This is a genomic window from Streptomyces sp. SID12488, assembly GCF_010548275.1.
GTDB lineage: Bacteria > Actinomycetota > Actinomycetes > Streptomycetales > Streptomycetaceae > Streptomyces.
On the sequence record NZ_JAAGLT010000001.1, the window covers coordinates 818411 to 843844 of the forward strand.

The window sequence follows — 25434 nt, forward strand, 5'->3', positions numbered from 1 at the left end:
GTCGTGCGGCTCATGCCGAGTGTCCATGCCCGACCTGGCTACGTATATCCCCTGTGCCTGTTTCCAGGCTGTCGGGTGCGTTCCCCGATCCTGCACCGCAGGCCTGTGATAGGTAGCCAAGAGCCTCTGACAGCTGACGTCCCCTGTAAACGAACCGCCCCGACGGCACGGAAAGTGCCGCCGGGGCGATGCGTACGGGACGTGTGAAACGTCCGAGAACAGCGAGCGATTAACGCTTGCTGTACTGCGGGGCCTTGCGGGCCTTCTTGAGACCGGCCTTCTTGCGCTCGACCGCGCGGTCGTCACGACGGAGGAAGCCGGCCTTCTTGAGGGCGGCGCGGTTGTTGTCCACGTCGGCCTCGTTCAGCGCACGGGCCACACCGAGGCGCAGGGCGCCGGCCTGACCGGAGACACCGCCACCCGTGATGCGGGCGACAACGTCATAGCGGTTGTCGAGCTCGAGCACCTTGAAGGGCTCGTTGACTTCCTGCTGGTGCACCTTGTTGGGGAAGTAGTCCTCAAGGGTGCGACCGTTGATCTTCCACTTGCCGGTGCCCGGGACGATCCGGACGCGGGCGATGGCGTTCTTGCGACGGCCCAGGCCGGCGGCCGGCTGCGGGTCGCCGAAGCGGCCGTCGAGGGCCTCCGCGTACTCGCCCTCGGCTACGGGCGCCTCGGACTCGGTGGTGTAGCTCTCGACGTCGGCGTTCTCGAACTCGACATCGGCGTTCTCGTCGAGCGGCTGCTCGACAGTGGTCTCGGCCACGATTCTCCTCAGAATTCTCTACGTCTTAGGGGGTGGCCGGAACTACTGCGCGACCTGGGTGATCTCGAACGGCACCGGCTGCTGGGCAGCGTGGGGGTGCTGGTCGCCCGAGTAGACCTTCAGCTTCGAGAGGCACTGACGGCCCAGGGTGTTCTTGGGGATCATGCCCTTGATGGCCTTCTCGACGGCCTTCTCGGGGTTCTTCGCCAGAAGCTCGTCGTAACGGACGGAGCGCAGACCACCCGGGTAACCGGAGTGGCGGTACGCCATCTTCTGGGTCTTCTTGTTGCCGGAGAGGTGCACCTTGTCGGCGTTGATGATGATGACGAAGTCACCAGCGTCGACGTGGGGCGCGTAAATCGGCTTGTGCTTGCCGCGCAGAATGTTCGCGGCAGTGGTGGCCAGACGGCCCAGGACGACATCCTGGGCGTCGATGACGTACCACTGGCGAGTGATGTCGCCGGGCTTAGGGCTGAACGTACGCACTTCGTAGCCTTCGCTTCTTCAGTGGATGGGTCCTGACACATGGCATCACTGAAGCGATCGTGCAGCTGGGGACGACAATTGCCGGGATCGATGCCCGTATGCCGCCCACTGGAAACTGCTCCAGGGAACCTACGTAAGGGCCTCTCGCGTGAGAACGACGAAGCCGATACGCATAACGAATGCCCAGGCTACCCGCGCTGCCCCGGACGGGTCAAAACGAGCCCGGCGGGCACGGGGCGAACACAGGCGGACGGGCACGTGTAGACCCGCCCAACGGCCGCCGCAACGGACAGTACGGGCCGGTGCGTCAGAAACCCACCTGAACCCCGACCGAACCCTGACCGCGCCCCGACCGCGTTACCCCTGTGGCCCATGAGAAGGCCCTGAGACGCATCGGCACAGGGGTTGCACGGCGTCTAAGATGCGCCCATGAGCTTTGGGCAGGGGGGACCTCAGTGGGATCCCTGGAAACCGAATTCCCCGCAACAACCGTGGGACGACCAGAGCGGCCGGGCCCCGCAGCAGCCGTGGGGCGGCCAGATCGGCGGCCAGGCCCCCGACTGGGCGGCGCTCGCCGACGCGTCCGAGACCCGTAACAGACGCCGCAGACTCCTGCTGATCGTCGCGGCCGCGGTGGCCACCGTCGGCGTGGGCACGGCCGTCGCGATGGCCGTGGTCAACGCGGACGGCGGCAACCAGGCCTCCAACAAGCCGACCTCCGGCCTGCCCGCCACCGCGGACATCCCCAGCGACACCGCTTCGACGGCGCCGTCGTTCGCGCCGACGAGCGCCCCTCCGCCACTGGATCCGAAGGACTTCATATCCAGTGCGAAGAAGGACACGGCGGCGCTGAACCCCGACATCCTCTTCCCCGGTACGCAGCTGACGATGGGCGAGCGCCTCTACAAGAAGGGCCCGACCGCCGACACGACGAACTGCGCGTCGGCCGCGAAGAGCACCCTTCCGAAGATCCTCACGGACAACAGGTGCACGCGCTTCCTGCGCGTCACGTACAGCAAGGACGGCATCGCGGTGACGGTCGGCGTGGCCGTCTTCGACACCGAGGCGCAGGCCACGAAGGTCAAGACCACGGCGGACAAGAAGAGCATCGTCGAGTCCCTGTCCGGCGGCGGCGTCCCGACCTTCTGCCGCGCGGCGATCTGCCGCTCGACGACCAACTCCTACGGCCGTTACGCCTACTTCACGATCGCCGGCTTCACCGACGGCAAGAACGTGACGACGAAGAGCACAGACGTCTTCACCACGGGCGACGACCTGGCCGAGTTCGCCTTCCGCCAGATCAGACGCCGCGGCGAGGCCCAGGCGTCGGCGGCCAGCCAGTAGTACACCCGAGGCCCCCCTCCCCCGCTCGCAATGGCCGACGATCACTGATCGTCGGCCATTGAACGTCGTGCACTTCCCAGCACCTTCACCTTCTCAGTGCACTTCGCCCCGCACCCGCCGGGCCTGCAACTGCCGCCCGGCAAGCTGGTCGTCCGCCGGATAGGCGACCTCCTCCAGGGTCAGCCCGTACGGCCGTACGACGTGGACGGCACTGTCACGCACCCGCGCGTCCAGCACCCGCCGCGGCCACTCCACATCCCGGTGCCCGTCGCCCACGAACAGCAGCGCGCCGACCATGGAACGCACCTGGTTGTAGCAGAACGCGTCGGCGCGGACCTCGATCTCGACGACACCGTCCAGCCGCCGGCGTACCCCGAAGTCGAGGACCTCACGAACCGTCGACGCGCCCTCGCGCTTCTTCGCGTACGCGGCGAAGTCATGCTCCCCGACAAGGGACTTGGCAGCGGCGTCCATGGCGGCGACGTCCAACTCCCAGTCGTGCCAGAGCACATGGTTGCGCAGCAACGGATCCACCCCACCGGCTCGATCACCGACCCGGTACACGTAACGCCGCCACAGGGCGGCGAACCGCGCGTTGAACCCGGCCGGCGCCTCCACCGCACTCCACACCCGCACGTCCTTGCCGAGCCGCCCGGCAAGGCGCTTGAGCAGCTTCTCCCGATGCTCGCCCCACACCTCCACCGGCAGATCGACATGGGCGACCTGCCCCCGGGCATGCACCCCGGCATCGGTACGCCCGGCCACGGTCAGCTCGTACGTGGCCTCCCCGGACCGGGTCACCGTCCGCAGGGCGTCCTCGATCTCCCCCTGCACGGTCCGCCGTCCCCCGGGCTGCCTGGCCCACCCGGAGAACGCGGTGCCGTCATAGGAAAGGTCCAGCCGCACCCGCACGAACCCGGGCTCCACGTCATCACTCACACAGAGATCCTCTCAACAACACAAAAGCGGGCCCGCCCTCGAAAGGAACGGACCCGCCAACGCCCTAAAGGGGCGCGGGGAACTGCGCGACAAGCCACGACGGCGCCGCGGCCTTCAACGCACAGTCCCCCGGCAGAACGCTTACGCGTCCTTGGACTCCTCGGCGGCGGCCTCATCAGCCTTGGTCACATCGACCTTGGCGTCCTCGACCTGGGTCTCCTCGGCCTTGGCCTCAACAACGGCCTCGCTGTCCTTCGCGGAGCGCTTCGTCGCCGCCTCGGCCTCACCGGTGGCCTGCTGGGCCACGGTCAGGGCCTCCACCAGCTCGATGACAGCCATGGGCGCGTTGTCGCCACGACGGTTACCGATCTTGGTGATACGGGTGTAACCACCCGGGCGGTTGTCGTAGCGCGGGCCGATCTCGGTGAAGAGCGTGTGCACGATGCTCTTGTCCGTGATGACCTGGAGCACCTGACGGCGGTTGTGAAGGTCGCCCTTCTTCGCCTTGGTGACCAGACGCTCGGCGTACGGACGAAGCCGGCGCGCCTTCGCCTCGGTGGTCGTGATCTTGCCGTGCTCGAAGAGCGACTTCGCGAGGTTCGCAAGAAGCAGCTTCTCGTGCGCGGCGCTGCCGCCCAGACGGGCGCCCTTGGCAGGCTTCGGCATGGTTTCTCCTAGGTGTCTGCCCCGGCCGTATCAGGTACCGAAGTCAGTATCCGAGCGGGCGGATGCCCGTCGAAGATCCGGCCACCTCTTTCAAGATGCCCGGAGGCTCCGCGCCCCGTGAGGGGCGCAGGCTGCGCGACCAACCACAGCGGTCCCGCAGCCAAATTCAGGCCGCCTCGCAAAGCGACTAGTACTGCTCTGTCTCCACAAAGCCCGCATCCACGTCGTCGTCGGCGCCAAAGGCGTCAACCGCGGCGGTCGGGTCGAACCCGGGAGGCGAGTCCTTGAGAGCAAGACCCATCCCGGCAAGCTTAGCCTTGACCTCGTCGATCGACTTCGCACCGAAGTTACGGATGTCGAGCAGGTCCGCCTCGGAACGAGCCACGAGCTCACCCACGGAGTGGATGCCCTCGCGCTTCAGGCAGTTGTACGACCGAACGGTGAGCTCAAGCTCCTCGATCGGCAGCGCGAGATCAGCGGCCAGCGCGGCATCGGTCGGGGACGGGCCCATGTCGATGCCCTCGGCGTCGATGTTGAGCTCACGTGCGAGCCCGAACAGCTCGACCAGCGTCTTACCGGCGGAAGCCATCGCGTCACGGGGACGCATGGACTGCTTGGTCTCGACGTCGACGATCAGCTTGTCGAAGTCGGTGCGCTGCTCGACACGCGTGGCCTCGACCTTGTACGTGACCTTCAGAACCGGCGAGTAGATCGAGTCGACCGGAATACGCCCGATCTCCTGACCGACCTGCTTGTTCTGCACAGCCGAGACGTAGCCGCGACCGCGCTCGACGGTCAGCTCAACCTCCAGCTTGCCCTTGCCGTTGAGCGTGGCGAGGACGAGATCGGGGTTGTGCACCTCGACACCGGCCGGCGGCGCGATGTCGGCGGCGGTGACGAGACCCGGCCCCTGCTTGCGCAGGTACATCACGACCGGCTCATCGTGCTCACTGCTGACCACGAGCTGCTTGATGTTGAGGATGAGGTCGGTGACGTCCTCCTTGACACCCGGCACGGTGGTGAACTCGTGCAGAACGCCGTCGACGCGGATGCTGGTGACAGCCGCACCCGGAATCGAGGACAGCAGAGTCCGGCGGAGGGAGTTACCGAGGGTGTAGCCGAATCCCGGCTCCAGTGGCTCGATGACGAACCGGGAGCGGAACTCGTCGACGACTTCTTCGGTCAACGAGGGACGCTGAGCGATCAGCATGTGGAAATCCTTCAGTCATGGACACCCGCTATTTGATGCCCGACTAGTAATACAAGGGTACGGGCGGCACGCCTCCGAAGAGCCGTACCGCCCGAAACCTAAGACAACCGCAACTCAGACGCGACGGCGCTTGGGCGGACGGCAGCCGTTGTGCGGGGTCGGGGTGACGTCCTGGATGGAGCCGACCTCGAGACCGGTGGCCTGGAGCGAACGGATCGCGGTCTCACGACCCGAACCCGGACCCTTCACAAACACATCAACCTTGCGCATGCCGTGCTCCTGCGCGCGACGGGCAGCCGACTCGGCGGCCATCTGCGCGGCGAAGGGGGTGGACTTGCGCGAGCCCTTGAAGCCGACGTGGCCGGCGGAGGCCCAGGAGATCACGTTGCCCGCGGGGTCCGTGATCGAGACGATCGTGTTGTTGAACGTGCTCTTGATGTGAGCGTGCCCATGAGCGACGTTCTTCTTTTCCTTGCGGCGCACCTTCTTGGCAGCGCCCTGACGACCCTTGGGGGGCATCTACTACTCCTACGGGGAGGTGGTCGGTCCTACAGCGAAGACCGCTGATGAAGCGTTGTCCGCTGAGGACTACTTCTTGCCCGGCTTCTTCTTGCCGGCGATGGCGCGACGCGGGCCCTTGCGGGTACGAGCGTTCGTGCTGGTGCGCTGACCGTGGACGGGCAGGCCACGGCGGTGGCGAATACCCTGGTAGCAGCCGATCTCGATCTTCCGGCGAATGTCGCCCTGGATCTCGCGACGGAGGTCACCCTCGGTCTTGAAGTGAGCGTCCACGTACTCGCGGATCGCGACGAGCTGCTCCTCGGAGAGGTCCCGAACACGGATGTTCGGGTCGATGCCCGTCTCCGCCAGCGTCAGCTGGGAAAGGGTCCGGCCGATGCCGAACACGTAGGTAAGGGCGACCTCCACACGCTTTTCACGCGGGATGTCAACACCGGAAACGCGTGCCATTCAATGGCTCCAGTTGTCGTTCGGAGGTCTTCCACAAGACCGTTTCCCAGCCGCCGTATGAGGTACGAACTGGGTCCCCGGCCTCCGACCGGGGGTATCAACTCCGCTGAACGATGAATCACCGAACTTCGGACCTGGGCCCTGCGTATGAACATGTACTGCTCGCGTCGCGCGAATTTCTGCGGGTGCAGAAGGTGGGTCGTGCGTCAGCCCTGGCGCTGCTTGTGGCGCGGGTTCTCGCAGATGACCATGACCCGACCGTGACGGCGGATCACCCTGCACTTGTCGCAGATCTTCTTGACGCTCGGCTTGACCTTCATGGGGTGAGGTTCTCCGGGTCAGGTGCCGGCGGTCCCGCTTTCACGGGACGTGGGCAAGATCTACTTGTATCGGTAGACGATGCGGCCTCGAGTCAGGTCGTACGGAGACAGCTCCACCACGACCCGGTCGTCAGGGAGGATGCGGATGTAGTGCATACGCATCTTGCCGCTGATGTGTGCCAGGACCTGGTGGCCGTTCTGGAGCTCAACCTTGAACATTGCGTTCGGAAGAGACTCGACGACAGTGCCCTCGATCTCGATGGCACCTTGCTTCTTGGCCACGCTTCGCCCTTCGAATCGACTACCTTGATCGACTCCCTTGCGTTCCCCTAATGGGCGCATGCGGACATGCGGGTGCACGAGAGCCGACGAGTCAGTCTACGTCAGCACACCCGGAAAGACGAATCGAGGAAGGATGCCCCGCACCCGTGATCCTTAACCAGCACAGGGGCGGCGGACACAGCCCCGACGGACCCCGGGGTCCAGGGACAAAGCCCCAACCGGGGCACAGGCGACGCACCTCCGCCAAGACCCGAAGACACAGCCCCGCCGAGCTCCAGAGCCACAACCCCGGAACCCAAGGGCATAGCCCCAGGCGGGGTACAGGGGACGCAGTCCCCGCCAGGGGCGCAGGGGACGCAGTCCCCGCCAGGGGCGCAGGGGACGCAGTCCCCGCCAGGGGCGCAGGGGCTGCGCCCCTGGGGATGGGACGGGTAGGGGCGGCGGGGGCGAGAAAAGCCGCTACGCCAGCGGATCCGGCGCCGCAGTCACCCCATGCTCCGCCAACTTCGCCAGCCCCCCGTCGGGAGACGTAAGCACCAACGGCCCCGCCTCGGTCAACGCCACCGAATGCTCCCAGTGCGACGACCAGGTCCCGTCCGTCGTGATGACCGTCCAGTCGTCCGCGAGGACCTCGGTCCTCGGCGTACCCAACGACACCATCGGCTCGATCGCGAGACAGAACCCGGGGACCAGCTTCGGCCCCTTCCCCCGCTTGCGCTCGACGTAGTTCAGCAGATGCGGGTCCATGTGCATCTCGGTCCCGATGCCATGCCCGCCGTAGTCCTCGATGATCCCGTACCGCCCGCCGCCCGCCCTGGGCTGACGGCGGATGTACGTCTCGATCGCACGCGAGATGTCGACCAGCCGGTTCCCCAGCTTCATCGCCGCGATCCCCGCCCACATCGACTCCTCCGTCACCCGCGACAGCTCGATCAGCTCGGGAGCGTGCCCCGACCCCACGAACGCCGTGTACGCCGCGTCCCCGTGCCAGCCGTCGATGATCGCGCCGCAGTCGATGGAGATGATGTCCCCGTCCTTCAGCACGACCTCGTCGGACGGGATGCCATGGACGACGACCTCGTTGACAGAGGTACAGATCGTGGCCGGGAACCCGCCGTACCCAAGGAAGTTCGGCTTCGCGTTGTGCTCCGCGAGCACTTTCCGGGCGACCTCGTCCAGATCCCTCGTACTGGCACCCGGCACGGCCGCCTCACGAGTGGCCGCGTGGATGGCGGCGACGACAAGCCCCGCCTCGCGCATCTTGGCGATCTGCTCGGGGGTCTTGATCTGCACCATTATGAGTTGCGCCTCCTGGCCACTGGTACTGCGGCGCTCCAGGATACGCGTACGTACGGATGTACGCCGAAACGGCGAATGTGTCATGTCCCGAACAGCAAGACCCCGGTCGGTGCTTCGAAACCCGGCCGGCCCGCTGGAACGGCGGCGGCGTCTGTGTGGTCTCCCCGGTCATCAGGGAAAGCGACTGCCAGCATCGTCGAGGGTCAGAGCAGTGAAGAAGCCCCCGTCGTCCGAGGCGGACGACGGGGGCTTCTCTACAGAATTTCGAACGCTGCTACTTACCGTCCTCGTCACGCCGAAGGGCGCTCATGGCCCGAGCGGTGACTTCGTCGACCTTGCCGAGCGCGGAGATGGTGACGACCAGTCCCTGCGTCTTGAAGTAGTCGATGATCGGTTCGGTCTGCGTGTGGTAGACCTCCAGCCGCTTGCGAACCGTCTCCTCGGAGTCGTCGTCCCGCTGGTACAGCTCGCCACCGCAGGTGTCACAGACACCCTCGGCCTTCGGCGCCTGGTACGTCACGTGGAAGACATGCGCCGAGTCGTTACGGCAGATGCGGCGGCCGGCGATGCGCTTGACCACCTCGTCCTCGGGGACCTCCAGGTCGAGGACCGCGTCCAGCTTCATGGACTCGGCCTTCAGCATCTCGTCCAGCGCCTCGGCCTGCGAAACGTTCCGCGGGAAACCGTCCAGCAGAAAGCCGTTCACCGCGTCGGACTGCTCCATGCGGTCCTTGGCCATCGCGATCGTGACCTCGTCCGGCACCAGGTTGCCCGCGTCCATGTAGGACTTCGCGAGTTTCCCGAGTTCCGTCTGCTTGCTGATGTTGGCCCGGAAGAGGTCGCCCGTGGAGATGTGCGGGATCGACAGGTTCTTGGCGAGGAACGCGGCCTGCGTTCCCTTCCCGGCACCAGGCGGCCCGACGAGGACGATACGCATCAGCGGAGGAACCCTTCGTAATTGCGCTGCTGGAGCTGGCTCTCAATCTGCTTCACGGTCTCAAGACCGACACCCACGATGATGAGGATGCTGGTCCCGCCGAACGGGAAGTTCTGGTTTGCATTGAAACCAACCAACGCCATCGTCGGGACGAGAGCGATCAGACCCAGGTACAGCGAACCCGGCCAGGTGATCCGGTTGAGTACGTAACTCAGGTACTCAGCAGTCGGCCGACCAGCCCGGATGCCCGGGATGAAGCCACCATACTTCTTCATGTTGTCGGCTACTTCTTCGGGGTTGAAGGAGATGGCGACATAGAAGAACGCGAAGAAAACGATCAGCAAGAAGTACGTGGCGATGTAAATCGGGTGGTCACCCTTGGTCAGGTTCGCCTCGATCCACGTCTTCCAGCCGGAAGTGCCGCCGGAGAACTGCGCGACCAACGCGGGGATGTAGAGCAGCGACGAGGCAAAGATCACAGGGATGATGCCGGCCTGGTTGACCTTGAGCGGGATGTACGTCGACGTACCGCCGTAGGACCGGCGGCCGATCATTCGCTTCGCGTACTGGACCGGGATCCGGCGCTGCGCCTGCTCGACGAAGACCACCAGCGCGACCATGACGAGGCCGACGATGATGACCGTACCGAACTCGATCCAACCGTCCGCCAGAGTGCCCTGGGTCTTGATGGCCCACAGCGCGGACGGGAAGGTGGCGGCGATCGAGATGAACATCAGGATGGACATGCCGTTGCCGATACCGCGGTCGGTGATGAGCTCACCGAGCCACATGACGACGGCCGTGCCGGCGGTCATGGTGATGACCATGGTGATGGTCACGAAGATCGACTGGTCCGGGACGATCTCGCTGGCGACGGTGCAGCCGCTGAAGAGCGCGCCGCTGCGCGCGGTGGCGACCAGGCCGGTGCCCTGGAGGATGGCGAGAGCCACAGTCAGGTAACGGGTGTACTGCGTGATCTTCGCTGTGCCCGCCTGGCCCTCCTTCTTGAGGGCTTCCAGCCGCGGGATCACCACCGTCAGCAGCTGCAGGATGATGCTCGCCGTGATGTACGGCATGATGCCCAGCGCGAAGATCGTGATCTGCAGCAGCGCCCCGCCGCTGAACATGTTCACCAGACCGAACAGGCCCTGGCTTCCGCTCTTCGAGACGGAGTCGATACACGTCTGGACGTTCTGATAGTCGACACCTGGGATCGGGATGTGCGTGCCCACCCGATAGACCACGATGATGCCGAGCGTGAAGAGCAGCTTCTTGCGCAGGTCGGGCGTCTTGAACGCCCGGGCGAACGCGGTGAGCACGGTGCCTCCTGCGACCCCCGCGCTACTGCGTAGAGGTGACGGTTTTGAGGTTCGACGAATACGTTGACAGATAACTAACAGCCGAGAGGGGTCCGGAGTTCCTCATGAACACAGCGGACTCAACTTGACAGTGCTGGCCACCTTACCGGCGACCATGGCTCCTAGGAACGACCAACCGGGGATACCCCATTTGTGGGGTATCCCCGGTAGGGATCGCTCAAGTCATCGAGACGCCTGTGGTGTTCAGAGCAACTCGGTGACGGTACCGCCGGCGGCGGTGATCTTCTCCTTGGCGGAGCCGGAGACGGCGTCAACCGTCACCTGCAGCGCCACGGAGATCTCGCCCTGGCCGAGGACCTTGACGAGGCTGTTCTTGCGAACCGCACCGTTGGCGACGAGCCCCTCGACGGTGACTTCGCCACCCTCCGGGTACAGGGCGCCCAGCTTGTCGAGGTTCACGACCTGGTACTCGGTCTTGAACGGGTTCCGGAAGCCCTTGAGCTTCGGGAGACGCATGTGGAGGGGCATCTGGCCACCCTCGAAACGCGCCGGAACCTGGTAACGGGCCTTCGTGCCCTTGGTACCACGTCCAGCCGTCTTACCCTTCGACGCCTCACCACGACCCACACGGGTCTTGGCGGTCTTGGCGCCCGGGGCAGGACGGAGGTTGTGGATCTTGAGCGGGCTGTTTTCCGCCATGATCAGTCGACCTCCTCAACCGTCACGAGGTGGCGGACGGTGTGAACCATTCCGCGGAACTCGGGGCGGTCCTCCTTGACGACCTGCGTGTTGATGCCCTTGAGACCAAGGGAGCGCAGGGTGTCACGGTGGTTCTGCTTGCTGCCGATGTACGACTTCGTCTGCGTGACCTTGAGGCGAGCCATTACGCACCCGCTCCCGCACGCGCACGGAGCAGAGCCGCGGGGGCGACGTCCTCGAGGGGCAGACCACGGCGAGCCGCGATCTCCTCGGGACGCTGCAGGCCCTTGAGGGCCGCCACGGTCGCGTGCACGATGTTGATCGCGTTGGACGAGCCGAGCGACTTCGACAGGATGTCGTGAACGCCGGCGCACTCCAGGACAGCACGCACCGGGCCACCGGCGATAACGCCGGTACCGGGGGAAGCAGGCTTGAGCAGGACGACGCCCGCGGCCTTCTCGCCCGTGATCGGGTGCGGGATGGTGCCCTGGATACGGGGGACCTTGAAGAAGTGCTTCTTGGCCTCTTCAACACCCTTGGCGATCGCGGCCGGCACCTCCTTGGCCTTGCCGTAACCGACACCGACGGTGCCATCGCCATCGCCCACTACGACGAGCGCAGTGAAGCTGAAGCGACGACCACCCTTCACAACCTTGGCGACGCGGTTGATCGCGACAACGCGCTCAACGTACGCGGTCTTCTCGGCGGCAGCAGCGCCGCCGTCACGGCCCTTCCGGTCCCGCCGCTCGCCGCCACCGGCACCGCTTCCGCGGCGCTGGGGTCCAGCCATTGGATTACCTCTCTCTTTTTCCGCTAGCTACGCTGCGCTGCGACGGTTAAGTCGCGAGCGCGACGGGCGGCTCAGAACTTGAGCCCGGCTTCGCGGGCGGCGTCGGCCAGGGCGGCGATACGCCCGGCGTACCGGCTGCCACCACGGTCGAACACGACGGACTCGACACCGGCGGCCTTGGCGCGCTCGGCCACGAGTGCGCCGACCTTGCCGGCCTGCGCCGACTTGTCTTCGCCCTCGTTACCGCGGATCGAGGCGTCCAGGGTCGAAGCCGACGCCAGGGTGTGACCCTTGATGTCGTCGATGACCTGGGCCACGATGTGGCGGTTCGAGCGGGTTACCACCAGGCGGGGACGCTCACCCGTTCCGTTGACCTTCTTACGGATCCGGATGTGACGACGCTTGATGGCAGCACGCTTGTAAGCGTCGCCCTTAGCGATCTTCGTACCGTATGCCATGGCTTACTTACCCGCCTTTCCGACCTTGCGCCGGATGACTTCGCCCTCGTACTTGACGCCCTTGGCCTTGTACGGGTCAGGCTTGCGCAGCTTGCGGATGTTGGCCGCAACCTCGCCGACCTTCTGCTTGTCGATGCCCTCGACCGAGAACCGCGTCGGGTTCTCGACCTTGAAGCTGATGCCCTCGGGCGCTTCGACGGTGATCGGGTGGCTGTAGCCGAGCGCGAACTCGAGGTTCGAGCCCTTCGCCGCCACGCGGTAACCGACACCGCTGATCTCGAGCTTCTTCACGTAACCCGCGGTTACGCCGGTGATCATGTTCGCCACCAGCGTGCGGGACAGGCCGTGCAGGGCCTTGTTCTGACGCTCGTCGTTGGGGCGGGTGACGTTGAGAACGCCGTCCTCACCCTTGGCGATGTCGATCGGCGCAGCGACGGTGTGGGAGAGAGAGCCCTTGGGGCCCTTCACCGAAACCGTACGGCCGTCGATGGTGACGTCCACGCCGGCGGGAACCGTGATGGGGAGCTTGCCAATACGCGACATAGCTGTTTCCTCCGTTCCCTTCTACCAGACGTAGGCGAGGACTTCTCCGCCTACGCCCTTCTTGCCGGCCTGCTGTCCAGTGAGGAGACCGTGCGACGTGGAGATGATCGCCACGCCGAGGCCACCGAGCACCTTGGGCAGGGAGGTGGACTTCGCGTACACACGCAGACCCGGCTTCGAGATCCGCTTGATGCCCGCGATGGAGCGCTCACGGTTCGGGCCGAACTTCAGCTCGAGGACGAGCTTCTTGCCGACTTCGGCGTCCTCGACCTTCCAGCCGGTGATGAAGCCCTCCTGCTGGAGGATCTCCGCGATGTGCGACTTGATCTTGCTGTGCGGCATCGCGACATCGTCGTGGTACGCCGAGTTCGCGTTACGCAGACGAGTCAGCATGTCCGCGATCGGATCAGTCATGGTCATGAATTGGCCTTCGGCCTCTCTCGCCGGGGTTTCCTGGATGCGCCATCCCTCTCCCCACTCACTCAGTGGCGGGACGGGTGCGGTGCGGGGGACCTACGGCGTAGTAAGTCGTACGGGCGGCAATCAGGCGCCCAACCCTCCTAGCCTAAGCCATGGAGGGATGGGCACCTGACCAACCCATTTGCTTACCGAGAGCTTCGGGAATCCCTAAAAAGCGGGATTACCAGGAGCTCTTGGTCACGCCCGGCAGCTCGCCACGGTGAGCCATCTCACGAAGGCAGACGCGGCACAGGCCGAACTTGCGGTACACGGAGTGCGGACGGCCACAGCGCTGGCAGCGCGTGTAACCACGTACGCCGAACTTGGGCTTACGAGCAGCCTTGGCAATCAGAGCCTTCTTCGCCATCTCGCTTACGCCTCCTTGAAGGGGAAGCCGAGGTGACGGAGGAGCGCGCGGCCCTCAGCGTCGTTGGTCGCCGTGGTCACCACGGTGATGTCCATACCCCGGGTGCGGTCGATCTTGTCCTGGTCGATCTCGTGGAACATGACCTGCTCGGTGAGACCGAAGGTGTAGTTGCCACGGCCGTCGAACTGCTTGGGAGACAGACCACGGAAGTCGCGGATGCGCGGCAGCGCGAGCGACAGGGTGCGGTCCAGGAACTCCCACATGCGGTCGCCACGAAGCGTGACGTGGGCACCGATCGGCTGGCCCTCGCGCAGCTTGAACTGCGCGATGGACTTACGGGCCTTGGTGACGGCCGGCTTCTGACCCGTGATGGTGGTCAGGTCACGGACGGCACCGTCCATGAGCTTCGAGTCACGGGCGGCGTCGCCGACACCCATGTTGACCACGATCTTGACGAGACCGGGGATCTGCATGACGTTCTCGTAGGAGAACTCCTCACGCAGCTTGCCCGCGATCTCCTCGCGGTACTTCGTCTTGAGACGCGGAGTCGTGGTGGTAGTCATCAGATGTCCTCACCCGTCCGCTTGGCAACGCGGATCTTGTTGCCCTCGTCGTCGAAGCGGTAACCGACACGCGTGACAACCTTGTTGCCGTCCTTCTCAACGACCAGCTGGACGTTGGAGACGTGGACGGGCGCCTCGGTCGTGACGATGCCGCCGGCCTGCGAACCCTTTGCGGTCGGGCCGGCCTTGGTGTGCTTCTTGACCCGGTTGACACCCTCGACCAGGACGCGGTCCTCACGGGGGAAGGCCGCGATGACCTTGCCCTGCTTGCCCCTGTCCTTACCGGTGATGACCTGAACCAGGTCGCCCTTCTTGATCTTCATGCTTACAGCACCTCCGGCGCGAGCGAGATGATCTTCATGAACTTCTTCTCGCGCAGCTCCCGGCCCACCGGGCCGAAGATACGGGTGCCACGAGGGTCGCCGTCGTTCTTAAGAACGACAGCGGCGTTCTCGTCGAAGCGGATGTACGAGCCGTCGGGACGGCGGCGCTCCTTGACGGTGCGAACGATGACGGCCTTGATGACGTCACCCTTCTTCACGTTGCCACCGGGGATCGCGTCCTTGACGGTGGCGACGATGACGTCGCCGATGCCCGCGTAGCGGCGACCGGAGCCACCGAGGACACGGATGCAAAGGATTTCCTTCGCACCAGTGTTGTCGGCGACACGCAGTCGCGACTCCTGCTGGATCACGTCTATCTCCTGATTGTCTGCCGGTTCCCCAATACGGGGTTGTCTGTACAACCCCGTACCGGAGCCTGGCGGAACTGCCCTGCGGGTAGCCCCCGCAGGAATTACTTGGGCCGCCCGGCGGGCTGCGTAAGTGACTCACGCAGCCCGGCCGGTTCCGGTGGGAGGTCCGTAAGTCGCCTTACGGATCTCCCGCCGGAGCGGCGAGTCTGTCTACGGGTTCAAAACCCCGCAGGGACTACTTGGCCTTCTCGAGGATCTCGACGATGCGCCACCGCTTCGAGGCGGACAGCGGCCGAGTCTCCATGATGATGACACGGTCGCCGACGCCGGCGGCGTTCTGCTCGTCGTGAGCCTTGAGCTTGTTCGTACGGCGGATGACCTTGCCGTACAGCGCGTGCTTCACGCGGTCCTCGACAGCGACGACGACGGTCTTGTCCATCTTGTCGCTGACGACGAGACCCTCACGGGTCTTGCGGAAGCCACGGGCTTCGGTGCTGCTCTGCTCAGTCACGTTGCTCTCGCTCATCAGGCGCTCTCCACCGTCTCGATGCCCAGCTCGCGCTCACGCATCAGGGTGTAGATCCGCGCGATGTCCTTACGGACGGCCTTGAGCCGACCGTGGTTCTCGAGCTGACCCGTCGCCGCCTGGAAGCGGAGGTTGAACAGCTCTTCCTTGGCTTCGCGGAGCTTGTTGAGAAGCTCCTCGTCACCCAGTTCGCGCAGCTCGGACGCCTTGGTACCGGCCGACATCACGCTTCACCTGCCTCGCGCTTGACGATCCGGCACTTCATCGGCAGCTTGTGGGCTGCGCGAGTGAGGGCCTCACGGGCGATCTTCTCGTTGGGGTAGGACAGTTCGAACATGACCCGACCCGGGTGCACGTTCGCGATCCACCACTCAGGGGAACCCTTACCGGAACCCATGCGGGTCTCGGCAGGCTTCTTGGTGAGCGGGCGGTCCGGATAGATGTTGATCCAGACCTTGCCGCCACGCTTGATGTGGCGGGTCATCGCGATACGGGCCGCCTCGATCTGGCGGTTGGTCACGTATGCCGGCGTGACGGCCTGAATGCCGTACTCGCCGAACGAGACCGCCGTACCGCCCTTGGCCATGCCACGGCGCTTCGGGTGGTGCTGCTTGCGGTGCTTGACCCTACGGGGGATCAGCATTTCGGTCAGGCCTCCGTTCCGGTGCTTTCAGCAGCCGGAGCGGCAGCCGCCGGAGCCTCGGCCTTGGGGGCCTCGGCAGCGGGAGCCTGCTGCGGCTTGCGGCCGCGGCCGCCACGCTCGCCACCACGGCCACCACCACGGGCCGGACGGTCGGCGGCGCCACCGGCACCGCCACGCGCCGGGCGGTTACCCGCACGGGCAGCGGCGTTGTCGGCGCGGACCTCGGCGATGTTCTTGACGTCGCCCTTGTAGATCCAGACCTTCACACCGATACGGCCGAAGGTCGTCTTGGCCTCGAAGAAGCCGTAGTCCACGTTCGCGCGGAGCGTGTGCAGGGGCACACGGCCCTCGCGGTAGAACTCCGAGCGGGACATCTCGGCGCCGCCGAGACGGCCACCACACTGGATCTTGATGCCCTTGGCGCCGGCCTTCATCGTCGACTGCATGCTCTTACGCATGGCGCGACGGAAGGAGACGCGGGAGGACAGCTGCTCGGCGACGGCCTGAGCGACCAGCTGAGCATCGAGCTCGGGGTTCTTGACCTCGAGGATGTTGAGCTGGACCTGCTTCTTGGTCAGCTTCTCCAGGTCGCCGCGGATACGGTCGGCCTCGGCGCCACGGCGGCCGATGACGATGCCCGGACGCGCGGTGTGGATGTCGACGCGGACGCGGTCACGGGTGCGCTCGATCTCAACCTTCGAGATGCCGGCGCGCTCCATGCCGGACGTCATCATCCGACGGATGGCGACGTCTTCACCGACGTAGTCCTTGTACAGCTTGTCGGCGTACCACCGGGACTTGAAGTCCGTGGTGATGCCGAGCCGGAACCCATGCGGGTTAACCTTCTGGCCCATTACCGGGTTCCTTCCTTGCTGCTGACGACCACGGTGATGTGGCTGGTCCGCTTGCGGATCCGGTAGGCGCGGCCCTGGGCACGCGGACGGAACCGCTTCAGGGTCGGACCCTCGTCGACGTACGCCTCAGTGATGACGAGGCTGCCGGCGTCGGTGTGGTCGTAGTTGTGCGCGGCGTTGGCGATGGCGCTGTCAAGCACCTTGCCGACCGGCACGCTCGCGGCCTGCGCGGCGAAACGCAGGACCGCCTGAGCCTCCGTGGCATCCATGCCACGGATAAGGTCCACCACGCGGCGGGCCTTCATGGGCGTAACGCGGATGTACCGCGCCTGGGCCCTGGCTTCCATGGTTGTCCTTCCAGTGTCTGTCATGGTCGATTCCACCCCGCGTTAGCGGCGCTTCGACTTCCGGTCGTCCTTGACGTGACCCCGGAAGGTGCGCGTCGGCGAGAACTCGCCGAGCTTGTGGCCGACCATCGACTCGGTGACAAACACCGGGATGTGGGTCTTGCCGTTGTGCACCGCGATCGTGTGGCCCAGCATGGCCGGGATGATCATCGAGCGACGGGACCAGGTCTTGATGACGTTCTTGGAACCGGCTTCGTTCTGTACGTCCACCTTCTTGATGAGGTGGTCGTCGACGAAGGGCCCCTTCTTGAGACTGCGCGGCATCTAAACCCGCTCCTAGCGCTTCTTGTTCGTCTTGCGGCGGCGGACGATGTACTTGTTCGAAGCCTTCTTCGGCGAACGAGTACGACCCTCCTTCTGACCCCACGGCGAGACCGGGTGACGTCCACCGGAGGTCTTGCCTTCACCACCACCGTGCGGGTGGTCAACCGGGTTCATCGCCACACCGCGGACGGTCGGGCGGACGCCCAGCCAGCGCTTACGGCCGGCCTTGCCCCAGTTGATGTTGCTCTGCTCGGCGTTGCCGACCTCGCCGACCGTGGCGCGGCAGCGCTGATCGACCAGACGGATCTCGCCGGAGGGCATACGAAGGTGGGCCATCGTGCCCTCCTTCGCCAGCAGCTGCACCGAGGCACCGGCGGAGCGGGCGAACTTGGCGCCGCCACCGGGTCGGATCTCGATCGCGTGGATCGTGGTACCGACCGGGATGTTGCGGAGCGCCAGGTTGTTGCCCGGCTTGATGTCGGCCCCGGGACCGTTCTCGACGCGGTCACCCTGCGACAGGTTGCGGGGCGCGATGATGTAGCGCTTCTCGCCGTCCGCGTAGTGCAGCAGCGCGATGCGCGCGGTGCGGTTGGGGTCGTACTCGATGTGCGCGACCTTCGCCGGCACGCCGTCCTTGTCATGGCGACGGAAGTCGATGACGCGGTAGGCGCGCTTGTGTCCGCCACCCTGGTGGCGAACGGTCACACGACCGGAATTGTTACGGCCGCCCTTGCTGTGCAGGGGGCGAACCAGCGACTTCTCCGGCGTGGACCGCGTGACCTCGACGAAGTCGGCGACGCTGGAGCCACGGCGGCCCGGCGTAGTCGGCTTGTACTTGCGGATTCCCATTTCTCAGTCCTCGTCCGATATCGGACGATCCGACCCGCTTACGCGGCCGGACCGCCGAAGATGTCGATACGGTCGCCCTCGGCGAGGGTCACGATCGCGCGCTTGGTGTCAGCACGCTTACCGAAACCGCTCTTGGTGCGCTTGCGCTTGCCGATGCGGTTGATCGTGTTGACCCCGGTGACCTTGACCGAGAAGACCGCCTGGACGGCCTGCTTGATCTGGGTCTTGTTGGTGCCGGGAGCGACGATGAACGTGTACTTGTTCTCGTCGATGAGCGCGTAGCTCTTCTCGGACACGACCGGCTTCAGCAGGACGTCACGGGGGTCCGTGTACGACTTGCTGACCGGCGTGACGACGGTGTTCTTGCCTTCGGCCTCGTGACGCTTCGCCTTGGCGACGCGCGCGGCCTTGGCGGCCTTGGCCGCCTTGGAGGCAATGGCGGGGTGACGGATCGCCATCAGACCTCGCTCCCTTCGGTGTCAGTGGCCTTGGGGCCGGACACGAAGGACTCGAAAGCGGCCTGGGTGAAGACCACGTCGTCCGAGACGAGAACGTCGTACGTGTTCAGCTGGCCCGGGTCCAGGATGTGCACCTGGGGCAGGTTGCGGGCAGAAAGCAGCCCGGCCTCGTCGGAGCGCTCGATGACCAGGAGCACGTTCTTGCGCTCGCTGACCTTGCCGAGGAAGCTCTTCGCGGCCTTGGTGGAAGGCGTGTCGCCCTCGATCACGCCGGTGATGACGTGGATTCGAGCGTTGCGGGCCCGGTCGGTGAGGGCGTGGCGCAGGGCCGCGGCCTTCATCTTCTTCGGGGTCCGCTGCGAGTAGTCACGCGGCTGCGGGCCGTGGACGACGCCACCGCCTGCGAACTGCGGCGCACGGGTCGAACCCTGACGGGCGCGGCCGGTGCCCTTCTGACGGTAGGGCTTCCTACCGCCACCACGGACCTCGGCGCGGGTCTTGGTCTTGTGCGTGCCCTGACGGGCAGCGGCCAGCTGTGCGACGACGACCTGGTGAAGCAGCGGGATGCTGATCTTCTCTACGCCGAAGATCTCCGCGGGGAGCTCGACGCTTCCGGTTGTCTCGCCAGCGGGCGAAAGGATGTCAACAGTGCTCATCGGTACCTCAGGCCCCCTTGGCCGCGGTGCGGACCAGGACGAGGCCGCCGTTCGGACCAGGAATCGCGCCCTTGATGAGCAGCAGACCCTTCTCCGCGTCAACGGCGTGGACGGTCAGGTTCTGGGTGGTGACCCGCTCGTTACCCATGCGGCCCGCCATGCGCATGCCCTTGAAGACACGGCCAGGGGTGGCACAGCCACCGATGGAGCCGGGAGAGCGGTGCTTGCGCTGGACACCGTGGCCGGCGCCGAGACCATGGAAGTTGTGACGCTTCATGACACCGGCGAAGCCCTTGCCCTTGCTGTTGCCGGTCACATCCACCTTGACGCCGGCCTCGAAGGTCTCGGCGGTGATCTCCTGGCCGAGGGTGTACTCGCTGGCACCAGCGGTACGGATCTCGACGAGGTGGCGGCGGGGGGTGACGTCAGCCTTGGCGAAGTGACCCTTGAGGGGCTTGTTCACCTTGCGAGGGTCAATCTCGCCGAAGGCGATCTGGACCGACTCGTAGCCGTCGGAGTCATTCGTACGGACCTGGGTCACGACGTTCGGACCGGCCTTGACGACGGTGACGGGAACAACACGGTTGTTCTCGTCCCACACCTGCGTCATGCCGAGCTTCTCGCCCAGGATGCCCTTGATCTGCTTAGCCATTCTCAGATCACCGTCCCCTAGAGCTTGATCTCGATGTCGACACCGGCCGGGAGGTCGAGTCGCATCAAAGAGTCAACGGTCTTGGGCGTCGGGTCGAGAATGTCGATCAGGCGCTTGTGCGTGCGCATCTCGAAGTGCTCCCGCGAGTCCTTGTACTTGTGCGGGGACTTGATGACGCAGTACACGTTCTTCTCAGTGGGCAGCGGCACCGGGCCCGCGACCGACGCACCAGTGCGTGTCACCGTCTCGACGATCTTCTTCGCCGAGGAATCGATGACCTCGTGGTCGTAGGCCTTGAGCCGGATGCGGATCTTCTGTCCCGCCATGGCTACTCAGTAGTCCTGTCTCTTCGTACGCTCTGGAACCCGGTGTTCCGTACTCACTTCGTCGTCCTGCTTGTCCGACCCACGCGGTCGGGTGTGTCGCGCTCTCACCGACACAGATGTCCCATATGAGACGTCCCTGCACGGGAAGCACGGCCCTTCCGGAACCGCGGGCCGGGGGCGACTGCGTCAAATTCTCCTGACGCGAACCCACCGGGCGCCTGGCCGGTGCCGCACTGACGCTTCCCGAAAGATTCCCGTACGTCCGCCCCAGCGCTGCCTTACGACAGATTGGGCGACGAGTACTGTGGGACTCGCTTTCGGTCCTCCCGGCGGGAGGCGCGCAGCATCGACAACTCGACCGAGCAACTCGGACAGTCTGCCATACGGGGCAGCGCCTCCGCCAATCGAGCCGGAGAGAATACCCCCAGGGTGACGAAGGTCAAACGCGCACGGCGCGTGTCCCCCGGTCGGCGGCATCGGCCATGATTCCGGTGTGACGCACGACATGGACCTGAACGAGGCGGCAGCCCGCCTGGAATCGCACATACGGGCCTGGCGGGCGGAGGGCCTGCAGGTCTCGGACGTCCTCTGGTCACGGGACGCGGGCGCCCTGGCCGTACAAATCGAGTCCCCGTCCCGGCAGGTCCAGCTCACCGTGGAACTGCACGGAGCCGGCCGGGCGCGAGTCTTCTTCCTCTCGGCGGCCGAGCCTGTCGGAGAACGCCACCGGGTCTCGTCCCTCGACGCGTGGAGCGCGCTGCTGACGCAATCGGTGGCCCGCGCGTCCCGCGTACGCCTGGTACAGGCCCGCCTGCTGACCAGTACCTGTACGACCGGCTGGCTGGACTGGATCCACGGCGAGCTGTGGCTGCTCCCCGAGGGCCTGCTGCGCATCCGCAGCGGTCTGCTGACGACACTGGTGAACTCCGGAGGCTCCGGTCTGACCACACGGGACCCGTACCGGCTCATCGCCCACGACGCGGAGACCGTCCTGGCCGCCCATCCCACGAACAAGGTGATCTCGTTCGCGGGGATGGGCGCGGCGCGCCTGCACGGCGGGGTGACCACCTCCGGTCTGGAGGTGGTCATGACGGACGGCACCCACCACAAACTCCTGTGGCCGTCCTGGGACCCGGCCCGGCGACTACTGCGGGAGCGTTTGCTGCCCCTGCTGGGAGCACGGCTCACTCACTGACCGGACGGTTGCGTACGACCTCGGTGACGTCGTACGACGGTCAGCGCACGTCGATGTAGTCCTGGCCGCTGGTCGCGGTGCCGGTCACGGCGTTGCCGTAGAACATCCACCGGAAGTCCCCGTCGGTGGAGGCCGTGACCTGGGTGCGGAGGGCACCCGCGCTGTTGGTGGTGACCCACTTGAGCGTCTTGAAGGCGGACGCGCCCTTGGCGCGGAACTGGAGTCTCACGCTGGCGCCGGCGTAGGGGCCGTTCTTGTGGGTGGTCCAGTTCGCCCGGGTGAGCTTGCCGGCGACGGTGATCTTCTTGCCCTTGGCGACCGGCTCGGGGGTGGCGTCGGCGACTGTGAGATTCGCGGCGCGTCGGAGGGGAACGGTTCCCGGCCTCGACTCACGCTCCTCGGCCTGGAGGTTGCCATTGGCCTTGAACAGCATGAGGTGCAAGGCGATCTTCCACTTTGTGGCGTCGCTGTTGGAGTCGACTTCGTAGTGCGTCGGATCGGGATCGATACGGAGGTGACCCTCACAACGGGCCTTCCGGGAGCTGAGCTCGTAGCAGGTGAGACTGCCCAGCCCCACGTAGTTGTGCCCATAGTTGGCCAGGCTTCCCCGGTAAAGGAAGGGGGACACGTCCCAGCGGAACGGATCGGCCGTGCTGTACCCGGCAGGCAGGGTCACGTAGAGGCTGACGGGCGGTTCCACCACCCTCGAAGTGCCGACAACGATCGGCTTGTTGTCGTTGATGACGAGGTCCGTCACGACGATGCCCGTGTCCGTCGCCTGCGCGGCCGGCGCGTTGAGCACCGAGAGCGCGAGGGCTCCGGCTGTCGCGATCACTGCGACGGTACGTCTTCGGCCCCGTATACCTGCGTTCATGCACACCTTCTTCTGGCAGTTACTCGATCAACTGCCGGAAGCGTACGAGATGAACTCGGCCCAGGTGGTGGGGGCGAGGGTGAGGCGGGGGCCCTGGGTGGCTTTGGAGTCGCGGATGTGGACGGCACCGGGGGCTGTGGCTATCTCGACGCAGTCACTGGGGTTGCTGCTGTCGCTGTAACTGCTCTTGAACCAGTTGAGTTCCGTGGCGCTCATAGTGCTCCCAGCGCTTGCTCGATGAAGGCCAGCGACTCCCCCGGGGAGAGCGCCTGAGTCCGGATGATGCCATACCGCAGTTCGAGGATCTGGAGCTGCCTCGGGCTGGAGACCGGCCGTCCTCCGAACTCGTCGTCGGTGCGCCCGGCTCCCGTCCCGTCCCCGAATTTCAGCACCTGGATACGACCGCTTGTTCCCGGGTGATCCGCGCGTGCCGTCGGCATCACCTGGAACTCGACGTTCGGCAATTGGGCGATCTCCAGCAGGTGTTCGAGCTGTCGGCGCAGCACCATTGTCCCGCCGATCGGGCGTTCAAGAGTCACCTGTTCCTGGACGAAACTGAGTTCTGCAGCGGGCTCCCGCTGGAAGACGGCCTGCCGAGCCATGCGCCCGGCGACAGCCCCGTCCAGGCCCTCGACCGAGAGCTTGGGCCGCCAAGTGGCGAGCAGCGCCTGCGCAAACTCCCGCGTCTGCAACAACCCGTGGACGTTGTGGTTGCTGTACAGCAGCATCTCAACGGCCCGGTCCTCCAATTCCTTCAGCTCACGCACCTTCTTCGGGTACTGAGCCCTCTCCACGTCCTCCATGAACGCCCGCAGGTGCCCATGCGCGTTCAGAACATCGTCGGCCCGGTCCAGGAACTCCACCCTCGGGATCCGCGCCCCGCGCTCGATCTTGCGGATCATGTCCTCGCCGTACCCCATGACTTGGGCGAAGTCGGCCACCCTCATCCCGGCCTGCTCACGGCAGAACCTGACGAGTCGCCCGACCGCCTCGATCAACGGCGCACTCTCGTCGCCGGGTTCGAGATCCCAGCCGGACTCGTCCACACCCTGGTTACCTTCGTTTTCGTTGCTCATGCCCACCCACCTCCAACGCGCACCCGTACCCGCACGTCATCCGAGACAGCCGAGACAGAGCGAGACAAGAACCGGACAGCGCGGATACGCACAGGCGTCACCGCACGTCAAGGCAAGCATGTTCAGCCACGCTGAGTGACATGAATCAGGAAACCGCCGATCACCGGACCCAACACCCCGGCCACATCCGCAACTTCAGCGCCCTGCTGCCGCCCACGCCCCGTGGAGCCCGGCAGGCCCGTCAGCTCGCCGTCCAGCAACTGTGCGACTGGGGACTCCCGTTGGACCCCGCGGAGCACCTCGTCGCGGAACTCGCGGCGAACGTGGTGACCCACGGGCGCGTACCGGGCCGCGATTTCAGGCTCATGCTGTACGTCATCGGCGCCACCCTCCGCATCGAGGTGACGGACACCCGGGACGACCTGCTGCCGGGGGTGCGGGAGTCGGCGCCGGACAGCGAGTCGGGGCGGGGGCTGGTGATCGTCGAGGCGCTGGCGGACCGGTGGGGCGTGTGGCTGGGGCCGCGCCCTCGGAAGACGGTCTGGGCGGAGTGCGGGGTGGGATGAGGGGTGGAGGGGAGCGGGAGGCGCGAAACCCTGATGCGGCCCGGCCCGGCCGTTACCTACCCTGCCCGAATGGACTCCGTATCGGTCAGGCCGATGGAAGAAGCCGATCTCCCATCAGCGGAACGGGCTTCCGCCGTGACCTTCTTCGAGGCGGAGAGCAGTACCAGGCGGGTGAGTGATCCCGAGGCCGAGCCGCGTTCGGCGATCACCTCGAAGCGGTGGATCGACCGGATGCGCTTCTTCCTGGGCGTGGATCCGGATGGTTGCTGGGTCGCCGTGGAGAAGGAGACGGGATCGGACCGGTCCGACCGGTCCGACCGGACAGTCGGGTTCGCCATCTCGCAGAACCGCGACGGCCTCTGGTTCCTCGCGACCTACGGCGTCCTGCCCAGCCACCAGGGACAGGGCCTCGGCAAGCGCCTGATCGACGCCGCCCTCGCCCACGCCGCCGGGCGCCCCGGCATCTTCTCGTCCAGCGTCCACCCCGGCGCCACCCGCCGCTACCGGCTCGCGGGCTTCTCCCTGCACCCCCAGATGCGGATGACGGGCACCGTCGACCGGTCCACGCTCCCCGCGATCGGCGGCCTCAGGGAGGGCCGGGCTGACGACTTCGAGTGGATGGACCGGCTGGACCGGGACCTCCGGGGCGCGGGCCACGGCCCCGACCACTTCTACATGCTCGACACCTTGCGACTGGTCGTGTCCGAGGACCGCGAGAAACCCGGGTACGTCTACATCGACGACCGGGGACGAGCATCCCTGCTCGCCGCCGCGCGCCCCGAGACCGCGCAGAGCCTGCTGTGGGAGGCCCTGGCCTCAGCGCGTGGGCGGACCCTCGTCAACTGCATCACCACGCCGAACCAGTGGGCGGTCGACGTCGGCCTCGCCGCCCGTCTCGACATCGGCCAGGAGGGCTACATCGCCGTCCGTGACATGCCTGCCCCGGCTCCCTACCTGGCCAGCGGGCACTTCCTCTGA

The 25434-nt window shown here is 65.8% G+C and carries 40 protein-coding genes; 4 read left to right on the plus strand and 36 right to left on the minus strand.

Going from position 1 to position 25434, the window contains the following annotated elements; all coding sequences use genetic code 11:
• Window positions 1-229: 229 nt before the first annotated feature.
• Window positions 230-766 carry a 30S ribosomal protein S9 gene (gene rpsI, locus G3I56_RS03730; RefSeq protein WP_164407094.1) on the minus strand — a complete coding sequence of 179 codons (537 nt, stop codon included), beginning with the start codon at window positions 764-766 and terminating at the stop codon, window positions 230-232.
• A gap of 42 nt (window positions 767-808) precedes the next feature.
• Window positions 809-1252, minus strand: a complete 444-nt coding sequence (rplM, locus tag G3I56_RS03735; RefSeq protein WP_006376008.1) for a 50S ribosomal protein L13 — start codon at window positions 1250-1252, stop codon at window positions 809-811.
• 429 nt (window positions 1253-1681) lie between these two features.
• Here rplM and G3I56_RS03740 point away from each other — a divergent pair, with 429 nt between their 5' ends.
• A complete protein-coding gene (locus G3I56_RS03740) occupies window positions 1682-2596 on the plus strand; it encodes a hypothetical protein (RefSeq protein WP_164407095.1) in 915 nt (304 codons plus the stop codon).
• 93 nt (window positions 2597-2689) lie between these two features.
• Here G3I56_RS03740 and truA read toward each other — a convergent pair whose 3' ends face one another.
• The 31 genes from truA to rpsJ all read right to left on the minus strand — a co-directional run bounded on the left by truA (window position 2690) and on the right by rpsJ (window position 20745).
• Entirely contained in the window at window positions 2690-3535 is an 846-nt protein-coding gene (gene truA / locus G3I56_RS03745) for a tRNA pseudouridine(38-40) synthase TruA (RefSeq protein ID WP_164407096.1), read from the minus strand.
• Window positions 3536-3676: 141 nt separating this feature from the next.
• Window positions 3677-4201: a 50S ribosomal protein L17 gene (gene rplQ / locus G3I56_RS03750; RefSeq protein ID WP_164407098.1), complete on the minus strand. Its 525-nt coding sequence runs from the start codon at window positions 4199-4201 to the stop codon at window positions 3677-3679.
• A 187-nt stretch (window positions 4202-4388) separates the two neighbouring features.
• Window positions 4389-5411, minus strand: a complete 1023-nt coding sequence (locus tag G3I56_RS03755) for a DNA-directed RNA polymerase subunit alpha (RefSeq protein WP_164407099.1) — start codon at window positions 5409-5411, stop codon at window positions 4389-4391.
• Between the two features lie 114 nt (window positions 5412-5525).
• Complete coding sequence (gene rpsK, locus G3I56_RS03760; protein ID WP_006376016.1) at window positions 5526-5930, minus strand: 30S ribosomal protein S11; 405 nt, start codon at window positions 5928-5930, stop codon at window positions 5526-5528.
• Between the two features lie 69 nt (window positions 5931-5999).
• Window positions 6000-6380: a 30S ribosomal protein S13 gene (gene rpsM / locus G3I56_RS03765; RefSeq protein WP_164318945.1), complete on the minus strand. Its 381-nt coding sequence runs from the start codon at window positions 6378-6380 to the stop codon at window positions 6000-6002.
• Window positions 6381-6586: 206 nt separating this feature from the next.
• Window positions 6587-6700: a 50S ribosomal protein L36 gene (gene rpmJ, locus G3I56_RS03770; RefSeq protein ID WP_003998809.1), complete on the minus strand. Its 114-nt coding sequence runs from the start codon at window positions 6698-6700 to the stop codon at window positions 6587-6589.
• Between the two features lie 60 nt (window positions 6701-6760).
• Entirely contained in the window at window positions 6761-6982 is a 222-nt protein-coding gene (gene infA / locus G3I56_RS03775) for a translation initiation factor IF-1 (protein WP_003948620.1), read from the minus strand.
• A 459-nt stretch (window positions 6983-7441) separates the two neighbouring features.
• Complete coding sequence (map, locus tag G3I56_RS03780; RefSeq protein WP_164407100.1) at window positions 7442-8278, minus strand: type I methionyl aminopeptidase; 837 nt, start codon at window positions 8276-8278, stop codon at window positions 7442-7444.
• A gap of 277 nt (window positions 8279-8555) precedes the next feature.
• The gene (locus tag G3I56_RS03785) at window positions 8556-9218 is read right to left on the minus strand and encodes an adenylate kinase (RefSeq protein WP_164407101.1); all 663 of its coding nucleotides are present in this window, start codon (window positions 9216-9218) and stop codon (window positions 8556-8558) included.
• On the minus strand, window positions 9218-10537 hold the full coding sequence (gene secY / locus G3I56_RS03790) for a preprotein translocase subunit SecY (RefSeq protein WP_164407103.1): 1320 nt from the start codon (window positions 10535-10537) through the stop codon (window positions 9218-9220). The genes G3I56_RS03785 and secY overlap by 1 nt, the downstream gene beginning before the upstream one ends.
• 243 nt (window positions 10538-10780) lie before the next feature.
• The gene (rplO, locus tag G3I56_RS03795; RefSeq protein ID WP_164318957.1) at window positions 10781-11236 is read right to left on the minus strand and encodes a 50S ribosomal protein L15; all 456 of its coding nucleotides are present in this window, start codon (window positions 11234-11236) and stop codon (window positions 10781-10783) included.
• A gap of 2 nt (window positions 11237-11238) precedes the next feature.
• Entirely contained in the window at window positions 11239-11421 is a 183-nt protein-coding gene (gene rpmD / locus G3I56_RS03800; RefSeq protein ID WP_055553514.1) for a 50S ribosomal protein L30, read from the minus strand.
• Window positions 11421-12026: a 30S ribosomal protein S5 gene (gene rpsE, locus G3I56_RS03805; RefSeq protein ID WP_006376045.1), complete on the minus strand. Its 606-nt coding sequence runs from the start codon at window positions 12024-12026 to the stop codon at window positions 11421-11423. Before rpsE ends, rpmD begins: the two co-directional genes overlap by 1 nt.
• A 71-nt stretch (window positions 12027-12097) precedes the next feature.
• Window positions 12098-12484, minus strand: coding sequence for a 50S ribosomal protein L18 (gene rplR, locus G3I56_RS03810; protein ID WP_164407104.1), 387 nt, complete (start codon window positions 12482-12484; stop codon window positions 12098-12100).
• A 3-nt stretch (window positions 12485-12487) separates the two neighbouring features.
• On the minus strand, window positions 12488-13027 hold the full coding sequence (gene rplF, locus G3I56_RS03815) for a 50S ribosomal protein L6 (RefSeq protein ID WP_164407105.1): 540 nt from the start codon (window positions 13025-13027) through the stop codon (window positions 12488-12490).
• 21 nt (window positions 13028-13048) lie between these two features.
• Window positions 13049-13447 (minus strand): 30S ribosomal protein S8, encoded by a 399-nt coding sequence (gene rpsH / locus G3I56_RS03820; protein WP_081218894.1) that lies wholly within the window; start codon window positions 13445-13447, stop codon window positions 13049-13051.
• Window positions 13448-13667: 220 nt separating this feature from the next.
• Window positions 13668-13853: a type Z 30S ribosomal protein S14 gene (locus tag G3I56_RS03830; RefSeq protein ID WP_003948630.1), complete on the minus strand. Its 186-nt coding sequence runs from the start codon at window positions 13851-13853 to the stop codon at window positions 13668-13670.
• A gap of 5 nt (window positions 13854-13858) precedes the next feature.
• Window positions 13859-14416, minus strand: a complete 558-nt coding sequence (gene rplE, locus G3I56_RS03835) for a 50S ribosomal protein L5 (protein WP_164318966.1) — start codon at window positions 14414-14416, stop codon at window positions 13859-13861.
• Window positions 14416-14739 carry a 50S ribosomal protein L24 gene (gene rplX, locus G3I56_RS03840; protein WP_164318969.1) on the minus strand — a complete coding sequence of 108 codons (324 nt, stop codon included), beginning with the start codon at window positions 14737-14739 and terminating at the stop codon, window positions 14416-14418. The genes rplE and rplX overlap by 1 nt, the downstream gene beginning before the upstream one ends.
• Window positions 14740-14741: 2 nt before the next feature.
• Window positions 14742-15110 (minus strand): 50S ribosomal protein L14, encoded by a 369-nt coding sequence (gene rplN, locus G3I56_RS03845; protein WP_006376015.1) that lies wholly within the window; start codon window positions 15108-15110, stop codon window positions 14742-14744.
• Window positions 15111-15345: 235 nt separating this feature from the next.
• Complete coding sequence (rpsQ, locus tag G3I56_RS03850) at window positions 15346-15636, minus strand: 30S ribosomal protein S17 (RefSeq protein ID WP_164318972.1); 291 nt, start codon at window positions 15634-15636, stop codon at window positions 15346-15348.
• Window positions 15636-15860 (minus strand): 50S ribosomal protein L29, encoded by a 225-nt coding sequence (rpmC, locus tag G3I56_RS03855; protein WP_005481220.1) that lies wholly within the window; start codon window positions 15858-15860, stop codon window positions 15636-15638. Before rpmC ends, rpsQ begins: the two co-directional genes overlap by 1 nt.
• On the minus strand, window positions 15860-16279 hold the full coding sequence (gene rplP, locus G3I56_RS03860; RefSeq protein ID WP_164318975.1) for a 50S ribosomal protein L16: 420 nt from the start codon (window positions 16277-16279) through the stop codon (window positions 15860-15862). The genes rpmC and rplP overlap by 1 nt, the downstream gene beginning before the upstream one ends.
• Window positions 16280-16284: 5 nt before the next feature.
• Window positions 16285-17133 (minus strand): 30S ribosomal protein S3, encoded by an 849-nt coding sequence (gene rpsC / locus G3I56_RS03865; protein ID WP_164407106.1) that lies wholly within the window; start codon window positions 17131-17133, stop codon window positions 16285-16287.
• The gene (rplV, locus tag G3I56_RS03870; RefSeq protein WP_164318980.1) at window positions 17133-17480 is read right to left on the minus strand and encodes a 50S ribosomal protein L22; all 348 of its coding nucleotides are present in this window, start codon (window positions 17478-17480) and stop codon (window positions 17133-17135) included. Before rplV ends, rpsC begins: the two co-directional genes overlap by 1 nt.
• 42 nt (window positions 17481-17522) lie before the next feature.
• Window positions 17523-17804 (minus strand): 30S ribosomal protein S19, encoded by a 282-nt coding sequence (gene rpsS, locus G3I56_RS03875; protein ID WP_006376029.1) that lies wholly within the window; start codon window positions 17802-17804, stop codon window positions 17523-17525.
• A 12-nt stretch (window positions 17805-17816) separates the two neighbouring features.
• Window positions 17817-18653 (minus strand): 50S ribosomal protein L2, encoded by an 837-nt coding sequence (gene rplB / locus G3I56_RS03880; RefSeq protein ID WP_164407108.1) that lies wholly within the window; start codon window positions 18651-18653, stop codon window positions 17817-17819.
• A 38-nt stretch (window positions 18654-18691) separates the two neighbouring features.
• Entirely contained in the window at window positions 18692-19111 is a 420-nt protein-coding gene (gene rplW / locus G3I56_RS03885) for a 50S ribosomal protein L23 (protein WP_164318987.1), read from the minus strand.
• Window positions 19111-19767 (minus strand): 50S ribosomal protein L4, encoded by a 657-nt coding sequence (gene rplD / locus G3I56_RS03890; protein ID WP_164407109.1) that lies wholly within the window; start codon window positions 19765-19767, stop codon window positions 19111-19113. Before rplD ends, rplW begins: the two co-directional genes overlap by 1 nt.
• Before the next feature lie 7 nt (window positions 19768-19774).
• The gene (rplC, locus tag G3I56_RS03895; protein ID WP_164318993.1) at window positions 19775-20419 is read right to left on the minus strand and encodes a 50S ribosomal protein L3; all 645 of its coding nucleotides are present in this window, start codon (window positions 20417-20419) and stop codon (window positions 19775-19777) included.
• A gap of 17 nt (window positions 20420-20436) precedes the next feature.
• Entirely contained in the window at window positions 20437-20745 is a 309-nt protein-coding gene (rpsJ, locus tag G3I56_RS03900; RefSeq protein ID WP_003948644.1) for a 30S ribosomal protein S10, read from the minus strand.
• 493 nt (window positions 20746-21238) lie between these two features.
• Between rpsJ and G3I56_RS03905 the strand changes: the two genes are divergently transcribed.
• On the plus strand, window positions 21239-21940 hold the full coding sequence (locus G3I56_RS03905; protein ID WP_164407110.1) for a hypothetical protein: 702 nt from the start codon (window positions 21239-21241) through the stop codon (window positions 21938-21940).
• 40 nt (window positions 21941-21980) lie between these two features.
• On the opposite strand, the gene G3I56_RS03910 is transcribed toward G3I56_RS03905, so the two are convergent.
• The 3 genes from G3I56_RS03910 to G3I56_RS03920 are packed head-to-tail and all read right to left on the minus strand — an operon-like array spanning window position 21981 to window position 23890.
• Entirely contained in the window at window positions 21981-22814 is an 834-nt protein-coding gene (locus tag G3I56_RS03910; RefSeq protein WP_164407111.1) for a hypothetical protein, read from the minus strand.
• Between the two features lie 27 nt (window positions 22815-22841).
• On the minus strand, window positions 22842-23030 hold the full coding sequence (locus G3I56_RS03915; protein ID WP_164407112.1) for a DUF397 domain-containing protein: 189 nt from the start codon (window positions 23028-23030) through the stop codon (window positions 22842-22844).
• Window positions 23027-23890: a helix-turn-helix transcriptional regulator gene (locus tag G3I56_RS03920; protein ID WP_164407114.1), complete on the minus strand. Its 864-nt coding sequence runs from the start codon at window positions 23888-23890 to the stop codon at window positions 23027-23029. The genes G3I56_RS03915 and G3I56_RS03920 overlap by 4 nt, the downstream gene beginning before the upstream one ends.
• A 140-nt stretch (window positions 23891-24030) precedes the next feature.
• Here G3I56_RS03920 and G3I56_RS03925 point away from each other — a divergent pair, with 140 nt between their 5' ends.
• Both G3I56_RS03925 and G3I56_RS03930 read left to right on the plus strand, forming a co-directional pair.
• Window positions 24031-24456: an ATP-binding protein gene (locus G3I56_RS03925; protein ID WP_164407115.1), complete on the plus strand. Its 426-nt coding sequence runs from the start codon at window positions 24031-24033 to the stop codon at window positions 24454-24456.
• 69 nt (window positions 24457-24525) lie between these two features.
• Window positions 24526-25434 carry a GNAT family N-acetyltransferase gene (locus G3I56_RS03930; protein WP_239134654.1) on the plus strand — a complete coding sequence of 303 codons (909 nt, stop codon included), beginning with the start codon at window positions 24526-24528 and terminating at the stop codon, window positions 25432-25434.

Bases quoted from the DNA above. Each gene is read 5' to 3' on its own strand.
- G3I56_RS03740 (WP_164407095.1), top strand. From the start codon at position 1,682: ATGAGCTTTGGGCAGGGGGGACCTCAGTGGGATCCCTGGAAACCGAAT.
- rplQ (WP_164407098.1), bottom strand. From the start codon at position 4,201: ATGCCGAAGCCTGCCAAGGGCGCCCGTCTGGGCGGCAGCGCCGCGCAC.
- G3I56_RS03755 (WP_164407099.1), bottom strand. From the start codon at position 5,411: ATGCTGATCGCTCAGCGTCCCTCGTTGACCGAAGAAGTCGTCGACGAG.
- rpsK (WP_006376016.1), bottom strand. From the start codon at position 5,930: ATGCCCCCCAAGGGTCGTCAGGGCGCTGCCAAGAAGGTGCGCCGCAAG.
- rpsM (WP_164318945.1), bottom strand. From the start codon at position 6,380: ATGGCACGCGTTTCCGGTGTTGACATCCCGCGTGAAAAGCGTGTGGAG.
- rpmJ (WP_003998809.1), bottom strand. From the start codon at position 6,700: ATGAAGGTCAAGCCGAGCGTCAAGAAGATCTGCGACAAGTGCAGGGTG.
- map (WP_164407100.1), bottom strand. From the start codon at position 8,278: ATGGTGCAGATCAAGACCCCCGAGCAGATCGCCAAGATGCGCGAGGCG.
- G3I56_RS03785 (WP_164407101.1), bottom strand. From the start codon at position 9,218: ATGCGTATCGTCCTCGTCGGGCCGCCTGGTGCCGGGAAGGGAACGCAG.
- rplO (WP_164318957.1), bottom strand. From the start codon at position 11,236: ATGGCGGAAAACAGCCCGCTCAAGATCCACAACCTCCGTCCTGCCCCG.
- rpmD (WP_055553514.1), bottom strand. From the start codon at position 11,421: ATGGCTCGCCTCAAGGTCACGCAGACGAAGTCGTACATCGGCAGCAAG.
- rpsE (WP_006376045.1), bottom strand. From the start codon at position 12,026: ATGGCTGGACCCCAGCGCCGCGGAAGCGGTGCCGGTGGCGGCGAGCGG.
- rplR (WP_164407104.1), bottom strand. From the start codon at position 12,484: ATGGCATACGGTACGAAGATCGCTAAGGGCGACGCTTACAAGCGTGCT.
- rplF (WP_164407105.1), bottom strand. From the start codon at position 13,027: ATGTCGCGTATTGGCAAGCTCCCCATCACGGTTCCCGCCGGCGTGGAC.
- rpsH (WP_081218894.1), bottom strand. From the start codon at position 13,447: ATGACCATGACTGATCCGATCGCGGACATGCTGACTCGTCTGCGTAAC.
- G3I56_RS03830 (WP_003948630.1), bottom strand. From the start codon at position 13,853: ATGGCGAAGAAGGCTCTGATTGCCAAGGCTGCTCGTAAGCCCAAGTTC.
- rplE (WP_164318966.1), bottom strand. From the start codon at position 14,416: ATGACTACCACCACGACTCCGCGTCTCAAGACGAAGTACCGCGAGGAG.
- rplX (WP_164318969.1), bottom strand. From the start codon at position 14,739: ATGAAGATCAAGAAGGGCGACCTGGTTCAGGTCATCACCGGTAAGGAC.
- rpsQ (WP_164318972.1), bottom strand. From the start codon at position 15,636: ATGAGCGAGAGCAACGTGACTGAGCAGAGCAGCACCGAAGCCCGTGGC.
- rpmC (WP_005481220.1), bottom strand. From the start codon at position 15,860: ATGTCGGCCGGTACCAAGGCGTCCGAGCTGCGCGAACTGGGTGACGAG.
- rplP (WP_164318975.1), bottom strand. From the start codon at position 16,279: ATGCTGATCCCCCGTAGGGTCAAGCACCGCAAGCAGCACCACCCGAAG.
- rpsC (WP_164407106.1), bottom strand. From the start codon at position 17,133: ATGGGCCAGAAGGTTAACCCGCATGGGTTCCGGCTCGGCATCACCACG.
- rplV (WP_164318980.1), bottom strand. From the start codon at position 17,480: ATGGAAGCCAGGGCCCAGGCGCGGTACATCCGCGTTACGCCCATGAAG.
- rpsS (WP_006376029.1), bottom strand. From the start codon at position 17,804: ATGCCGCGCAGTCTCAAGAAGGGGCCCTTCGTCGACGACCACCTCATC.
- rplB (WP_164407108.1), bottom strand. From the start codon at position 18,653: ATGGGAATCCGCAAGTACAAGCCGACTACGCCGGGCCGCCGTGGCTCC.
- rplW (WP_164318987.1), bottom strand. From the start codon at position 19,111: ATGGCGATCCGTCACCCCGCCATTGCCTCCAAGGCGGCCAAGGCCGCC.
- rplD (WP_164407109.1), bottom strand. From the start codon at position 19,767: ATGAGCACTGTTGACATCCTTTCGCCCGCTGGCGAGACAACCGGAAGC.
- rplC (WP_164318993.1), bottom strand. From the start codon at position 20,419: ATGGCTAAGCAGATCAAGGGCATCCTGGGCGAGAAGCTCGGCATGACG.
- rpsJ (WP_003948644.1), bottom strand. From the start codon at position 20,745: ATGGCGGGACAGAAGATCCGCATCCGGCTCAAGGCCTACGACCACGAG.
- G3I56_RS03910 (WP_164407111.1), bottom strand. From the start codon at position 22,814: ATGAACGCAGGTATACGGGGCCGAAGACGTACCGTCGCAGTGATCGCG.
- G3I56_RS03915 (WP_164407112.1), bottom strand. From the start codon at position 23,030: ATGAGCGCCACGGAACTCAACTGGTTCAAGAGCAGTTACAGCGACAGC.
- G3I56_RS03920 (WP_164407114.1), bottom strand. From the start codon at position 23,890: ATGAGCAACGAAAACGAAGGTAACCAGGGTGTGGACGAGTCCGGCTGG.
- G3I56_RS03925 (WP_164407115.1), top strand. From the start codon at position 24,031: ATGAATCAGGAAACCGCCGATCACCGGACCCAACACCCCGGCCACATC.
- G3I56_RS03930 (WP_239134654.1), top strand. From the start codon at position 24,526: ATGGACTCCGTATCGGTCAGGCCGATGGAAGAAGCCGATCTCCCATCA.